Origin of the sequence: Aeromonas sp. 601039 (assembly GCF_049174415.1) — a bacterium.
GTDB lineage: Bacteria > Pseudomonadota > Gammaproteobacteria > Enterobacterales > Aeromonadaceae > Aeromonas > Aeromonas veronii_A.
Genome location: NZ_JAAKTL010000007.1, coordinates 1 through 13,594 on the forward strand (window position 1 = coordinate 1; position 13,594 = coordinate 13,594).

Here is a 13,594-nt window from a genome sequence, read left to right on the forward strand (position 1 = left end):
TGTCATTGAACACCTCAGGTCATGGTGGCGACTGTACCACCTAAAATGGTGTCCGGGATGATTAGACCACTACAGGGCGAGGGGATCAACGAGGGAGATGGGAGCAACATGTCGGGAGCTGTTAGCGGGTACAAGCGAGATAAAAAGAAAGGGAGCCGGTCAGGCTCCCTTTGATGCTGTGATGCAACGATGGCTGCTATGCGTAATGTAGATACGCAGCCGGATCACTCACGGCTAATGGCATTTGACCCATGCCGCCCCTTATCGATTGGTCGCCGCCTTCATCCCTTCCACAAACTCTTTCAGACGGGTCAGCATATGCTCCGGATTCTGGTGGTGGGTCTCGATGATCTTCACCACGGCGGAGCCGGAGATGGCACCGGCGGCGCCAGCGGCGATCGCTTCACGCACCTGAGCCGGTTCGCTGATGCCAAAGCCGAGCAGGGCGGGGGGGGCGTTGAACTCGCGCAGGGTATTGATGAGACCTTCCACCGGCATGCCGGCCTTGGTCTCGGCTCCGGTGACGCCGGCGCGGCTCACCAGATAGGTGTAGCCATTGCCAAGCTCCGCCACCTGTTTCAGGGTCTCGGCATCGCCATTGGGCGGGGCGATAAAGATGCTGTCGATGCCGAACTTGTCGGCGGCCGCCTTGTAGGGGGCGCACATCTGCACCGGTACGTCGGCCACCAGCACGGAGTCCACGCCAGCCTGCTGGCACTTCTCGTAGAAGCCGTCAATTTTGCGCACATAGACCAGATTGGCGTAGACCAGCAGGCCAATGGGCAGCTGCGGGTACTTGGCGCGGATGCGGCCAAGCAGCTCGAAGCAGTCGTCCGGGGTGGTGTGGCTGGCAAAGGCGCGCAGGGCGGCGCCCTGAATGGTGGGGCCATCCGCCACCGGATCGGAGAAGGGAATGCCGAGCTCAAGGGCATCGGCGCCCCCTGCGACCAGCGCATCGACGATGGCCAGCGAGAGTTCAGGAGTGGGGTCACCCAGCATCACGAACGGCACAAAGGCGCCCTGATTGGCCTCGTCCAGACGGGAGAAGAGTTGTGCGTAACGGTTCATGACAAGGTTCCTTCTTTCTCGAAAATGTCGGCAACGGTGAAGATATCTTTGTCGCCACGGCCGGAGAGGTTGACGATGAGCACCTGCTCTTTTTCCGGTTCACTGCGGGCCATCTTGAGGGCGTGGGCCAGCGCGTGGGAGGACTCCAGCGCCGGTATGATGCCTTCGGATTTGGCCAGCTCTTGGAAGGCGTCCAGCGCCTCCTTGTCGGTCACCGAGGGGTACTCGGCGCGGCCGATGGCGGCCAGATGGGCGTGCTGCGGGCCGACGGAGGGGAAATCGAGCCCCGCCGAAACGGAGTAGGACTCCTGGATCTGGCCCTGAGTGTCCTGCATCAGATAGGAGTGCATGCCAAAGAAGACCCCCTTGCTGCCGTGACCGAGCGGCGCACCGTGCTCGCCGCTTTCGATACCGTGACCACCGGGCTCGACGCCGATGAGGCGCACCGACGGCTCATCGATAAAGTCGGCAAACATGCCGATGGCGTTCGACCCACCGCCGACGCAGGCGATCACCGCGTCGGGCAGTCGCTCCTCCTTCTCGAAACACTGGGCCTTGGCCTCTTCGCCGATCATCTTCTGGAACTCCCGCACGATAGTGGGGAAGGGGTGCGGGCCGGCGGCGGTGCCGAGCAGGTAGTGGGCCGACTCGTAGTTGGCAGCCCAGTCGCGCAGCGCCTCGTTGCAGGCATCTTTCAGGGTGGACGAGCCTGAGTGCACCGGAATAACGGTGGCGCCCATCAGCTTCATGCGAAATACGTTCGGTTTCTGGCGCTCGCAATCCTTGGCGCCCATATAGACCCGGCACTTGAGGCCGAGCAGGGCGCAGGCCAGCGCAGTGGCCACACCGTGCTGACCGGCACCGGTCTCGGCGATGATCTCGCTCTTGCCCATCCGCTTGGCCAGCAGTGCCTGACCCAGCACCTGGTTGGTCTTGTGGGCGCCGCCGTGCAGCAGATCTTCACGCTTCAGATAGAGTCGGGTCTTGGTGCCCTTGGTCAGATTGCGGGTGAGGGTGAGCGGGGTCGGGCGACCGGCATACTCGGTCAGCAGGGACTGAAACTCGGCGATAAAGGCCGGGTCATCCTTGGCATCGACGAAGGCTTTCTCCAGCTGGAGCAGGGCCGGGATAAGGATCTGGGGTACATACATACCGCCAAATTCACCAAAAAACGGGTTGAGCAGGGTCATGGCTTCTTCCTTGTATTAGCTAAATCGAAACATCAAAAAGGGTTGCGTTACAGGTTGCGCAGTGCGTCGAAGGCGGCTGCTATCTTGTGCGCATCCTTCTGGCCCGGGGCACTCTCCACCCCTGAGTTGAAATCAAGGCCGAGGCAGCCCACTTGTGCCGCCTGCAGGGCGTTGTCGGGATTGAGGCCGCCCGCCAGCATCAGTTTGCTCTTGTCGAGCGTGGCCAGCAGGGCCCAGTCGAACGCCTGACCGGTGCCACCGCTCTGGCTGCCGACTTTCGTATCCAGCAGCAGGCGATCCGCCGGGGAGTCGAGGTCGGGCAGCGGCTCGCCGCTTTCCTTGCCAAGAGAGACGCCTACGGCCTTCCAGATCTGGCAGCCAGCGGGCAGCAGCGGACGCAGTTCCTCGATATAGGCGGCATCTTCATCCCCGTGCAGTTGCACGGCGGCGAGTCCCAGCGCATCCACCGTCTTGGCGATGGTGGCGGGCTGGGCGTTGCGAAATACCCCGACGTAGGAGAGCGGTGCGCCCGCCATCACGGCGCGGGCGGCGGGGATGTCTACATAGCGCGGGCTTTTCGCCACAAAGATAAGACCCCCAAATACCGCACCCGCCTGATGGGCTGCGGCGGCATCCTCGGCGCGGGTCAGGCCGCACACCTTGTTCTGGCCCAGTACCAGCTTGCGCACTGCGGCTTCCAGATCCGGCTCGGCCATCAATGACGAGCCCACCAGAAAGCCCTTGGCGTGGTGGCGCAGATCCGCTACCTGAGCGCGGTGATTGATGCCGGACTCGCTGATCACCACCCGATCGCTCGGAATATCTTTGGCCAGCTGTTTGGTGCGGTTGAGATCGACGCTCAAATCGCGCAGATCCCGGTTGTTGATGCCAATGACCGGCGCCCCCAACGCGATGGCGCGGGTCAGCTCCTCCTCGTTGCTCACCTCGGTGAGTACGCCAAGACCCAGCTCCTTGGCCACCGCGAACAGGGCGCGATAGCCCTCGTCGGTGAGTACCGAGAGCATCAAGAGGATGGCGTCCGCCTGATAGTGGCGGGCCAGATAGACCTGATAGGGGTCAATCATGAAATCCTTGCAGAGCACCGGCTGGCTGACGCGGCTGCGCACCCGCGGCAAAAAGGCAAAATCCCCCTGAAAGAACTTCTCGTCGGTCAGCACAGAGATGGCGGTGGCGTATTTGCCATAGATGTCGGCGATGGCCTCCGGGCTGAAGTCATCGCGGATCAAGCCCTTGGAGGGGGAAGCCTTCTTGCACTCCAGAATAAAGCGGGTGGAGCCCGCCTTGAGGGCGCCTACGAAATCCCGATCGCTGGGGGTCAGCGCGCTCTGGAAGCTCTCCAGCGGCTGGGCCAGCTTGCGGGCGGCGACCCACTCCTGCTTGGCCGCCACGATTTTGCCGAGAATGGTCTGGCTGATGGAGGCCATGTTCAGAAAAGCATGGGGGGCAATAAGGTCTGACATCTCGTTATCCTTGCGAAACTGGCTCTTGCCCTGCGGGCGTTCTGAATGACTGCTGTGCAATGTGGTGGCTGACATCATGCCTCCTGATGACCCGCTTCCTGATGGCTTAAAGTGGCGAGCCGGGCGGCGAGCTCAGCAGCCTTGCCGCTCGCCAGCACCGCCAGCACCTCGGCCGCCGCGCTCTTGAGATCGGTCGCCTTGCCCGCCATCAGCAGCAGCGGCGCCACATTGGCGGCAATGGCGGCGTTGTGGGCCGGGGTGCCACGCCCTTCCAGAATGGCGGCGGTGATGGCGCGGTTCTCTTCAGGCTCACCACCCTGAATGGCACTGACCGGGTAGGTCTCGAGGCCAAAGTCAGCCGGGGTGAGCAGAAATTCGCGGATCTCGCCGTCACGGATCTGGGCCACCTGGGTCGGGCCGTGGATGGCAATCTCGTCGAGCCCGGCGCCGTGAACCACCATACCGGTTTTCAGCCCCAGTGCCAGCAGGGTTTCTGCGATGGGACGCACCAGCTCGGGGGCATAGACCCCCATCAGCTGATAGGTGGGACGAGCGGGGTTGATAAGCGGCCCCAGCACGTTGAACAGAGTGCGGGTCTTGAGGGCCTGACGCACCGGCATGGCGTGGCGCACCCCGGCGTGGTACTGGGGGGCGAACAGGAAGCAGATGCCGAGCTCATCGAGGCAGCGGCGCGCCTGCGCCGGGCTCATGTCGAGCTTGATGCCCATTTTGTCCAGCAGATCGCTCGAACCCGACTTGCTCGAAACCGAGCGGTTGCCGTGCTTGGCCACTTTCAGGCCGCAGGCGGCGGCGACCAGCGCCGAGGTGGTGGAGACGTTGATGGTGTTGAGGCCATCGCCACCGGTGCCGACGATGTCGCAAAACTCGTAATCCGGACGCGGGAAGTCGCGCGCTTCGGCCAAGAGCGCCTCGGCGGCGCCAGCGATCTCCTCCGGGGTCTCCCCCTTGATTTTGAGGGCAGTCAGCAGGCTTGCGAGCACGATGGGGTCCACTTCGCCACGTACCACTTGGCCGAAGGCGTCACGGGTACTTTCACGGCTCAGAGACTGACCCTGATAGAGGGTGTTGAGATGTTGATGCATGTTGGTCTCCTTACCTTAACGCACGCTGCTTTCTGGACGGGTGATATGGGCGAGCGCCTGAGTCAGCAGACGGGCCCCTTCCGAGGTCATGATGGATTCCGGGTGGAACTGGAAGCCCAGTACCCGCTCATCCTGCTGCTCGATGGCCATGGGCATCCCCTGATAGTGGGCAATCACCGTCAGCTCTTCCGGTACATAGGTGGCGACCAGCGAGTGGTAGCGGGCCACCGGCAGCGGGCTCGGCAGGCCGGCGAAGGCGCCGTGGCCGTTGTGCTCAATCAGCGAACGCTTGCCGTGGACGATTTCACCCGCCGCGCCGACGGTGCCGCCGTAGGCTTCGCACAGGGCCTGATGACCGAGGCAGATACCGAGGATGGGCACCTGGCCACGGGCCAGCTTGATCAGATCAATCAGGCAGCCCGCCTCGTGGGGGGCGCCCGGCCCCGGCGAGAGCACCAGCACGGCGTCCCCTTCGCAGGCGGCGATCTCGCTCATGATGCGGCTGGCCGGCAGGCTGTTGCGGTAGATCCGCACCGGATAACCGAGGGAGCGGAACTGGTCGACGAGGTTGTAGGTAAAGGAGTCGAAGTTGTCGAGCAGGAAGATGTTAGTGGCTGTTGATCCGGTACTCATTGGCTCACGTCCTTATGTTGCTCCTGCTGGGCGCTCAGGGCTTGCAGAGAGGTGCCATGGCTGGCAGCGATGGCGGCCAGCACGGCGGCCGCCTTGGCGCGGGTCTCGTCCGCTTCGGCCTGGGGCTTGGAGTCATAGACCACCCCGGCACCGGCCTGTACGTGGGCCACGCCATCTTTCACAAAGGCGGAGCGGATGACGATGCAGGTATCCATCTCGCCGGCACCGTTGATGTAGCCGACCGCGCCGCCGTAGCTGCCGCGGCGCTTGCCTTCCACCATGCGAATAAGCTCGCTGGCGCGGATCTTGGGGGCGCCGGTGAGGGTGCCCATGTTCATGCAGGCCTGATAGGCGTGCAGGGCGTCAAGGTCGGCGCGCAGGGTGCCGACCACCTTGGAGACCAGATGCATCACGTGGCTGTAGCGATCCACTTTCAGCAGCTCCTTGACGTAGCGGGTACCCGGCTCCGAAATGCGAGCGATGTCGTTGCGGCCCAGATCCACCAGCATCAGGTGTTCGGCCACCTCTTTCTCATCCTGACGCAGCTCCAGCTCGATACGGCCGTCGAGATCCCGGTTGATGCTGCCATCGGGGTTGAAACCGCGGCGGCGGGTACCGGCGATGGGGTACATCTCCACATCGCGGCTGGCGGCGCAGAATTTCACCGCGCTCTCGGGGGAGGCGCCAAACAGGGTGAAGCCCTCATCCTGCACGTAAAACATGTAGGGGCTGGGGTTGGTCTGCTTGAGGCGGCGATAGGCGGCCAGGGGGCTCGGGCAGGGCAGGGAGAAGCAGCGGGATGGCACCACCTGGAAGATGTCGCCACGGCGGATAAAGCCCTTGAGCTTCTCCACCTCGGCGCAGAACTGCTTGTCGCTCTTGTCCACGCTCATGCCACCTGTCAGGGGCTGGGTGGTCAGCTCGGCGCAGAGGGGTTGCTGGCAAATCTGTTTGAAGTCGGTGAGCCGTTCGGTCAGGCGGGTGTATCTGTCTTCCACCTGGCTCTCGTCGCTATCGCCGCCAAAGATACAGGCCAGCAGTTGAGTGGTGCGTTCGATATGGTCGATGGTGATCAGGGTTTCGGCCACGTAGAAGCAGTAGTCGGGGCAGCTGTTGCTCCCCTCCGGCACTTCAGGCAGATCTTCAAATGAGGCGATGAGGTCGTAGGCAAAGCTGCCTGCCATAAAGAGCGCTTCTTTGCCGAGCTGGCAATCAAGCTCCCGCTGCAGGGTGCGCAGCACGTCCAGCACGCTGCTCCCCTTGAGGCGGGAATCTTCGTCCAGCTCCCGATCGGAGGCCGGGAAGTCGAGTTGCAATTCGCCATCTACCAGCGAGCGAGCCACCACCGCAGGCAGCCGCTCGGTCAGCAGGCTTTGCAACTGGGCGCCGTTGTCGTTCAGGCTGCGAACCCGCACGGTGCGACTACGGCACTCGATGCGCAGGCAGGCATCCACCAGCAACAGGCTCTGTTTACCCGCCTTGGAGTCGATCTCCACCGATTCCAGCAGCAGGTTGTTGGGGCGACCCTGACAGAGGCGGGTATAGAGCGCCAGCGGGTCGGCCACATAGGGGGCGTTGAGTTTGAGGGTATCGAATTCACCCAGAGGAAGGCGATGTGTGGCTGTCATAGTGCGTTCCCTTGCGTGTGATGCGTGTTACCGATGTTCATGACGTTGAATTCCTTGAAAATTTAATTGGTCCGGGGTGGCTGGTTCAGGGGCGCCATCGCCAGGTCAGCTTGCTTGTCTGAATTCTCGGTTTCATCACAGGTCCATTTGCCGGATAATAAAAAAGCCCGCTGGGGTCAGCGGGCTTTTTCTTTGGGTTCTTAATTTGCTGTCAGATTACAGGTACAGCAACGACCACACGCCCGCATGTCAGGGAGTGTGCCACCACCAGATGGTCAGGATGGAAGTCGTTTGCATGATAAAGTCCTGTAAAAAGATGTTTGCAATGAAGTGCCTACAGAAAACGATAAAGCCGCGGCCAAGTCAAGTCGCTTTTTAGCCTTCTTTCACCGATTTGCCATGAATGGTGACCTGACCACGAGAGCGGAATAACCTGATGAGATTCGATCTTCACTGCCATACCACTGCCTCCGACGGGGTGCTGAGCCCAGCCGAACTGGTGCGCCGCGCCGCCGAGAAACAGGTCGAGGTGTTAGCAGTTACTGACCACGATACCCTTGCCGGGCTTGATGAGGTACGCCGCACCATCGAAGCCGAGCAACTGCCGCTGCGACTGGTGAGCGGGGTCGAGATCTCCACCGGCTGGGAGCATCACGAGATCCATATAGTGGCGCTGGGGGTGGATGAAAAAAATCCGCAGCTGACCGACTTTCTGGCCGGTCAGCTGGCACGTCGTGAGGCGCGTGCGCTGGAAATCGGGCGTCGTCTGGAGAAGTGCCTCATCCCCAGCACCTATGAAGAGGCCAAGGCGCTCGCCGGTGACGCCGCCGTGACCCGTGCCCACTTTGCCCGGGTGCTGGTGGCACGCGGGGTGGCCGACAACATGCAGAAGGTATTCAAAAAGTACCTGAGCCGTGGCAATAAAGGGTATGCCCCGGCCGAGTGGCCCGAGATGAGTGAAGCCATCACCGCCATTCACGCCGCTGGTGGGCTGGCTGTGCTGGCCCACCCCAGCCGTTACGATCTCACCGCCAAGTGGATCAAGCGGCTGCTGGTGGCCTTCAAGGCGGCCGGTGGCGATGCCATGGAGGTCTCATTGCCCCAGCAGAGCCCGCAGGAGCGGGCCAATCTGGGCCAGTGGGCCAAGGAGCACGACCTCTATATCTCGGTGGGATCGGATTTTCACTTCCCCTCCAACTGGACCGAGCTGGGCCGCCACCTCTGGCTGCCCAAAGAGGGAATGCCCGTCTGGTTGGCCTATCCCGGTCACTTTGGGCTCACCACCGAACAGCATGCCGAGCTGCTGGCGAGCCGGTAACGGCGCCAGCGAAGCGGCCACAAACAGGTTAAGGTAGTGTCATGGGTCTTTGACCCGTGACCATACGAGCGGGCAGGTATTGCTGCCCCCATTGCGAGAACAAGCTATGAGTCAGCATTTTTACGTACATCCTGAAAACCCCCAGGCCCGTCTGATCGGTCAGGCGGTACAGATCATCCAGAACGGCGGCGTCATCGTCTATCCGACCGACTCCGGTTATGCGCTGGGTTGCCAAATGGGTGACAAGGGCGCGCTGGAGCGCATCTGCCGCATCCGTCGCCTCGATGCCAACCACGACTTCACCCTGGTGTGCCGCGATCTCTCCGAGATCTCCACCTACGCCAAGGTCGACAACAGCGCGTTTCGCCTGATCAAGAACAACACCCCGGGCGCCTACACCTTCATCTTCAAGGCGACCAAAGAGGTGCCTCGCCGCCTGATGAACGAGAAGAAGAAGAGCATCGGTATCCGGGTGCCGGACAACAAGATTGCCCAAGCGCTCTTGGAAGCCCTCGGCGAGCCGCTGCTCTCCACCACATTGATCCTGCCGGACTCCGAGATGGCCGAGTTCGACCCGGAAGAGATCTTCGACAAGCTGGGCAAGCAGATCGATCTGGTGGTCAACGGCGGCTATCTGGGCGAGCAGCCCACCACAGTGGTCGATTTCTCTGACGACGAGCCGGTATTGCGTCGTCGCGGCGCCGGAGACCCGACCCCGTTTGAGTGATGTCGCTGAACCGGTGACAGTCCCTTCCGCCGAAACGGGGACTGGCGCCGCACTACCCATCGCGAAAGTCCTGGGGCAGCCCTATCACGAGCTGCCCCAGGACCTGTTCATCCCGCCCGATGCGCTGGAGGTGTTCCTCGATACCTTCGAGGGGCCGCTCGATCTGCTGCTCTACCTTATCCGGCGCCAGCAGCTCGATATCCTCAACCTGCCGATCCTGCAGATCACCGCCCAGTACATGGAGTACGTGGAGCTGATGCAGGGGCTCAACCTTGAGCTGGCAGCCGAATATCTGCTGATGGCGGCCTGGCTGGCGGAGATCAAATCCCGCCTGCTGCTGCCCAAGGCGCCGGAGCTGGAGGATGAAGAGGAGGGAGAAGACCCGCGGGTGACCCTGATCCGCCGCCTGCAGGAGTACGAGCGCTACAAGGTAGGGGCGGAGAAGGTCAATGAGCTGCCTCGGGTGGAGCGGGAGATTTATATCGCAGCCGCCTTGCCCCCCGATTTTGGCGCCCTCAAGCCACTGGCGCCCGATGTTTCGCTGGTTGAGCTCGCCCTTTACATGCAAAGTGTGGTAAAACGCGCGACTCATTTCGAACATCACCAGATCCGCCGCGAACAGATCCCGACCAGGGTGCGCATGGCGGAGATCCTCTCCATGCTCACGCTGGGGCAGACCCTGCGCTTGGAGCAGGTGCTGCGCGCCGAAGAGGGGCGCATGGGGGTACTGGTGACGTTTCTGGCCCTGCTGGAGCTGTGCAAGGAGCAACTGATCTGGATCCTGCAGGCAGAACCGCTGGGCCCAATCCATTTCGCATTGGCCGAGCAGAGCGAGGAGGGCAACCGTGGCGCTGCCCACTGAACGACTCAAGACTCTGATCGAAGCGGCGCTGTTTGTGGCCGGTCGTCCGCTCAATGTCAGCGAGCTGAAAAGCAGCGTGCTGGCCGATTATCCGGTGACCAGTCGTTATGTTCAGCTGCTGTTGGCCGAGATCAGGCAAGATTACAGCTCGCGAGGCGTCGAGCTCAAAGAGGTCGCCTCCGGCTGGCGCTTTCAGGCGCGTCAGGAGTATGCCGAAGAGCTCTCGCGGCTCTGGAGCGAGCGGGCGCCGCGCTATTCGCGCGCCGTGATGGAGACGCTGACCCTGATCGCCTATCGCCAACCCATCACCCGGGCCGAGATCGAAGCGATCCGCGGGGTGGCGGTGTCGAGCCAGATAGTGAATACCCTGAAAGAGCGTGGCTGGGTGCGCAGCATAGGCCACAAAGAGGTGGCGGGTCGCCCCGAGCTGCTCGCCACCACCAGAGAGTTTCTGGATTACTTTAATCTGCAGAGTCTGGAGCAGCTCCCCGAGCTGGATCCGGAACTGCAACCCCTGTTGCCCTCTGCGGTGGACGGGGAGAGCGATGCCCGGTGAATGGTGCCCAAGTGTGCCGATTTCACCGAGATATACATTTTTCAACTGTGGCGAGAGCTCCAACCGGCGTTTGTTACAGTTAACCCCGTTGCCCCTTTTACCAGTGGGCAGCGATCAACAATCAGGTAACCCCGATGAGTGAAAAACTGCAAAAAGTGTTGGCCCGCGCGGGTCACGGCTCCCGTCGTGAGATGGAGGCCCTGATCACCGCAGGTCGGGTCAGTGTGGATGGCAAGGTCGCCACACTGGGGGATCGCGTCGAAGTGAACGCCGTGATCCGGGTGGATGGTCACCAGGTCAAGACCCGTGCCGCAGAGGAAGTGATCTGCCGCGTACTGGCTTACCACAAGCCGGAAGGGGAGATGTGTACCCGTCACGATCCGGAAGGTCGTCCCACCGTGTTTGATCGTCTGCCCAAGATGGAAGGTGCCCGCTGGATCGCGGTCGGCCGCCTCGACGTCAACACCTCAGGTCTGCTGCTGTTCACCACCGATGGTGAGCTGGCCAACCGTCTGATGCACCCGAGCCACGAAGTGGAGCGGGAATACGCGGTACGTGTCTTTGGCGAAATCACCGAAGCCATGCTGCAGCGTCTGCGCAAGGGCGTGCAGCTGGAAGATGGCACCGCCAAGTTCAACAAGATCAAACCGGCTGGCGGTGAGGGTCTGAACCAGTGGTTCAACGTCACCCTGACCGAAGGACGCAACCGTGAAGTGCGCCGCCTGTGGGAATCCCAGGAAGTGCAGGTGAGCCGCCTGATGCGTATCCGCTACGGTGACGTCAAGCTGGACCGTGGCATCCCGCGCGGCGGCTGGCAAGAGCTGAAACTGCCGGAAGTGAACTACCTGCGCGGTCTGGTCAACCTGCCGCCGGAGACCGAATCCAAGGTCGACCTGCAGCAGGATGGCAAAACCAGCCGTCACAAGCAGGCAGCCCAGATCCGTCGCGCCGTGCAGCGTCACAAAGAGATGCAGGGCAAAGAGCCGCGCGCTCGCGCCACCACCGCCCGTCGCAAGCCGCAAGCCTCTACCCGCAACTCCGGTACCGGCAGCAAGTAAGCTGACAACCCGTTGCGAACTGTGTGCCGTCAAAGAGCGCGCAGTCGGCCAAGCAAAGGCCCGCACCAACAGGTGCGGGCTTTTTTATCTCTAGCGGGTGACCTCCAGCTGCCGGCTGGCTCCGGTCATATGGCAATGATTGCTCTCACACTCCTCAGTTGGCCGGTGTCATCCACTCTTTGTTGAAGTCGCGGATAAACATCTCTCCCTCTTCATTGCGGGCGGTGACCAGATAGAAGGTGACGTTCTGGCGAAACAGCGAGAGGCGGTAGAGGGCGGCGTTGTCCTCCTCCGAGAGGTTCTTTTTCGAGGTGTCGTTGATGGGCACCAGATCGACTTTGCCCTTTTTCAGCAGTTCGACACACTGGTTGAGGCGGTTGGTGGTTCTGACGATCAGCTTCTGCTCGATGGTCACCCGCTCGATAGCATCGGAGAACCACCCCTTGGGCACGCAGGCGGTTTTCTGCTGCCAGGGCGGGGATTCCAGTCCCTTCTTGTCGGGCGTGGTGTACCAGGACTGGATATCAAAGGCGATGGGGGTACTGAACAACAGGGTGTTGCTGCGCTCGTTGGTCCAGGTAAAGGGGAAGGCGGCGATAGCGTTGCCCAGCTCGATGTTTTTAAGTCCTCTCGGCCAGGGCTGGTAGGAGACCCTCAGATCCGGGTGGCCTGCCGCTTTGAGAGTGGTGAGCACCTTGCTTGCCAGCTCGCCGCCATTGGCCAGCATCGCTGAAGAGTAGGGGGGCAATTCGCCGGTGATAATCACCGCGCTCTGCACCGTGGCGGCCGGGAGCAGCGAGAGAGCAAACAGGGTGGCAAGAAAGCGAAGGGACGAGCGGAGGCGATAAGTGGCAGAGGGCGTGACCGGATAACGGATGTGCATGGCGGGTGACCTCACCTCTATCGATTGCTGACAGCGTAGCGGTTCTGGCAGGGAAAAAACAGACTCGATAAATGCTGTTGGTTGCGGCGTATGGCCCTTGAAGTTCCCTTTGGCGGGCGGAAGGGGTTGTGGCGGTTGCTCTGCTCCGGTGAGCTTGTTAGCCTGTGCGGCTCTGATAGAGGAGTGAACGATGAGCAAGGTACTTGATGAGCTGCTGGCGTTGCTGGCGCTGGAAAAAATCGAGGAGGGCCTGTTTCGGGGCCAGAGCCAGGATCTCGGTCTGCGGGCCGTGTTTGGCGGACAGGTAATGGGGCAGGCCTTGTCAGCCGCCAAGCAGACGGTCGAGACCGGCCGTCAGGTTCACAGTTTTCACTCCTACTTCCTGCGTCCGGGGGATGTGACCCGTCCCATCGTCTATGACGTGGAGAATATCCGTGACGGCCAGACCGTCTCCACCCGCCGAGTCAAGGCGATTCAGGGCGGCAAGCCCATCTTCTATCTCAACGCCTCGTTTCAGGTGCCGGCCGATGGCTTCGAGCATCAGGCGCAGATGCCCACCGGCATCACCCCGCCGGAGGAGCTCAAGAGCGAGCTGGAGCTGGTGCGCCCCTACGAGAACCTGATCCCGGCCTCCCTGCGCGACAAGATCCTCTGCGAGCAGCCCATCGAGATGCGTCCGGTGACGCTGGTCGACCCTATTCGGCCGACGGTGCAGGACCCGGTGCGCCACGTCTGGTTCAAGGCCAACGGCCAGATGCCGGACGATCTGCGGGTGCACAAATACCTGCTGGCCTACGCCTCCGACTTCAACTTCCTGCTCACCTCGCTGCAGCCGCACGGGGTGTCCTACTGGGAGCCGGATATGCAGGTGGCCACCATTGATCACTCCATGTGGTTCCACCGGGATTTCCGCTTCGACGACTGGCTGCTCTACGTGGTAGACAGCCCGAGCGCCAGCAGCGGTCGCGGTCTGGTGCGCGGCCAGTTCTTCACCCGTGACGGCATGCTGGTGGCGAGCACCATGCAGGAGGGGGTGATCCGTCGTCGCGGCAGTTAAGGGGCAAAGCGGATAGCAAAACGGGGTGGC

Annotated in this window: 13 protein-coding genes; 6 read left to right on the top strand and 7 right to left on the bottom strand. The window is 62.0% G+C overall.

Annotated elements, in window-relative coordinates:
* Positions 1-261: 261 nt before the first annotated feature.
* From trpA to G5195_RS07980, 6 genes are read right to left on the bottom strand one after another with little or no spacing between them, the layout of a single operon-like run.
* Positions 262-1,068: a tryptophan synthase subunit alpha gene (gene trpA, locus G5195_RS07955; protein WP_005350211.1), complete on the bottom strand. Its 807-nt coding sequence runs from the start codon at positions 1,066-1,068 to the stop codon at positions 262-264.
* Complete coding sequence (gene trpB / locus G5195_RS07960; protein ID WP_106552996.1) at positions 1,065-2,258, bottom strand: tryptophan synthase subunit beta; 1,194 nt, start codon at positions 2,256-2,258, stop codon at positions 1,065-1,067. Before trpB ends, trpA begins: the two co-directional genes overlap by 4 nt.
* 47 nt (positions 2,259-2,305) lie before the next feature.
* The gene (gene trpCF, locus G5195_RS07965; protein WP_421236005.1) at positions 2,306-3,814 is read right to left on the bottom strand and encodes a bifunctional indole-3-glycerol-phosphate synthase TrpC/phosphoribosylanthranilate isomerase TrpF; all 1,509 of its coding nucleotides are present in this window, start codon (positions 3,812-3,814) and stop codon (positions 2,306-2,308) included.
* Positions 3,814-4,842, bottom strand: a complete 1,029-nt coding sequence (trpD, locus tag G5195_RS07970; RefSeq protein ID WP_159158454.1) for an anthranilate phosphoribosyltransferase — start codon at positions 4,840-4,842, stop codon at positions 3,814-3,816. Before trpD ends, trpCF begins: the two co-directional genes overlap by 1 nt.
* Positions 4,843-4,857: 15 nt before the next feature.
* Positions 4,858-5,475: an aminodeoxychorismate/anthranilate synthase component II gene (locus tag G5195_RS07975; protein WP_013723977.1), complete on the bottom strand. Its 618-nt coding sequence runs from the start codon at positions 5,473-5,475 to the stop codon at positions 4,858-4,860.
* Positions 5,472-7,103, bottom strand: coding sequence for an anthranilate synthase component 1 (locus G5195_RS07980; RefSeq protein WP_421236006.1), 1,632 nt, complete (start codon positions 7,101-7,103; stop codon positions 5,472-5,474). Before G5195_RS07980 ends, G5195_RS07975 begins: the two co-directional genes overlap by 4 nt.
* Before the next feature lie 436 nt (positions 7,104-7,539).
* Here G5195_RS07980 and rnm point away from each other — a divergent pair, with 436 nt between their 5' ends.
* The 5 genes from rnm (at position 7,540) to rluB (ending at position 11,624) form a co-directional block, all read left to right on the top strand.
* Positions 7,540-8,421 carry an RNase RNM gene (gene rnm / locus G5195_RS07985; RefSeq protein WP_421236007.1) on the top strand — a complete coding sequence of 294 codons (882 nt, stop codon included), beginning with the start codon at positions 7,540-7,542 and terminating at the stop codon, positions 8,419-8,421.
* Between the two features lie 106 nt (positions 8,422-8,527).
* Complete coding sequence (locus tag G5195_RS07990) at positions 8,528-9,148, top strand: L-threonylcarbamoyladenylate synthase (protein WP_005338129.1); 621 nt, start codon at positions 8,528-8,530, stop codon at positions 9,146-9,148.
* Entirely contained in the window at positions 9,141-10,010 is an 870-nt protein-coding gene (locus tag G5195_RS07995; RefSeq protein WP_421236008.1) for a segregation and condensation protein A, read from the top strand. Before G5195_RS07990 ends, G5195_RS07995 begins: the two co-directional genes overlap by 8 nt.
* Entirely contained in the window at positions 9,994-10,566 is a 573-nt protein-coding gene (scpB, locus tag G5195_RS08000) for an SMC-Scp complex subunit ScpB (RefSeq protein WP_005350230.1), read from the top strand. The genes G5195_RS07995 and scpB overlap by 17 nt, the downstream gene beginning before the upstream one ends.
* A 134-nt stretch (positions 10,567-10,700) precedes the next feature.
* Positions 10,701-11,624 (top strand): 23S rRNA pseudouridine(2605) synthase RluB, encoded by a 924-nt coding sequence (gene rluB, locus G5195_RS08005; protein ID WP_005347347.1) that lies wholly within the window; start codon positions 10,701-10,703, stop codon positions 11,622-11,624.
* 154 nt (positions 11,625-11,778) lie between these two features.
* On the opposite strand, the gene G5195_RS08010 is transcribed toward rluB, so the two are convergent.
* A complete protein-coding gene (locus tag G5195_RS08010) occupies positions 11,779-12,507 on the bottom strand; it encodes a transporter substrate-binding domain-containing protein (protein ID WP_247822358.1) in 729 nt (242 codons plus the stop codon).
* A 190-nt stretch (positions 12,508-12,697) separates the two neighbouring features.
* Between G5195_RS08010 and tesB the strand changes: the two genes are divergently transcribed.
* Complete coding sequence (tesB, locus tag G5195_RS08015; protein ID WP_019445657.1) at positions 12,698-13,564, top strand: acyl-CoA thioesterase II; 867 nt, start codon at positions 12,698-12,700, stop codon at positions 13,562-13,564.
* The last annotated feature ends 30 nt before the right edge of the window (positions 13,565-13,594 follow it).

Excerpts from the sequence above, each read along its gene's own strand:
- G5195_RS07980 (WP_421236006.1), bottom strand. The coding sequence starts at position 7,103 with ATGACAGCCACACATCGCCTTCCTCTGGGTGAATTCGATACCCTCAAA.
- G5195_RS07990 (WP_005338129.1), top strand. The coding sequence starts at position 8,528 with ATGAGTCAGCATTTTTACGTACATCCTGAAAACCCCCAGGCCCGTCTG.
- trpD (WP_159158454.1), bottom strand. The coding sequence starts at position 4,842 with ATGCATCAACATCTCAACACCCTCTATCAGGGTCAGTCTCTGAGCCGT.
- rnm (WP_421236007.1), top strand. The coding sequence starts at position 7,540 with ATGAGATTCGATCTTCACTGCCATACCACTGCCTCCGACGGGGTGCTG.
- rluB (WP_005347347.1), top strand. The coding sequence starts at position 10,701 with ATGAGTGAAAAACTGCAAAAAGTGTTGGCCCGCGCGGGTCACGGCTCC.
- trpB (WP_106552996.1), bottom strand. The coding sequence starts at position 2,258 with ATGACCCTGCTCAACCCGTTTTTTGGTGAATTTGGCGGTATGTATGTA.
- G5195_RS08010 (WP_247822358.1), bottom strand. The coding sequence starts at position 12,507 with ATGCACATCCGTTATCCGGTCACGCCCTCTGCCACTTATCGCCTCCGC.
- trpCF (WP_421236005.1), bottom strand. The coding sequence starts at position 3,814 with ATGTCAGCCACCACATTGCACAGCAGTCATTCAGAACGCCCGCAGGGC.
- tesB (WP_019445657.1), top strand. The coding sequence starts at position 12,698 with ATGAGCAAGGTACTTGATGAGCTGCTGGCGTTGCTGGCGCTGGAAAAA.
- G5195_RS07975 (WP_013723977.1), bottom strand. The coding sequence starts at position 5,475 with ATGAGTACCGGATCAACAGCCACTAACATCTTCCTGCTCGACAACTTC.
- trpA (WP_005350211.1), bottom strand. The coding sequence starts at position 1,068 with ATGAACCGTTACGCACAACTCTTCTCCCGTCTGGACGAGGCCAATCAG.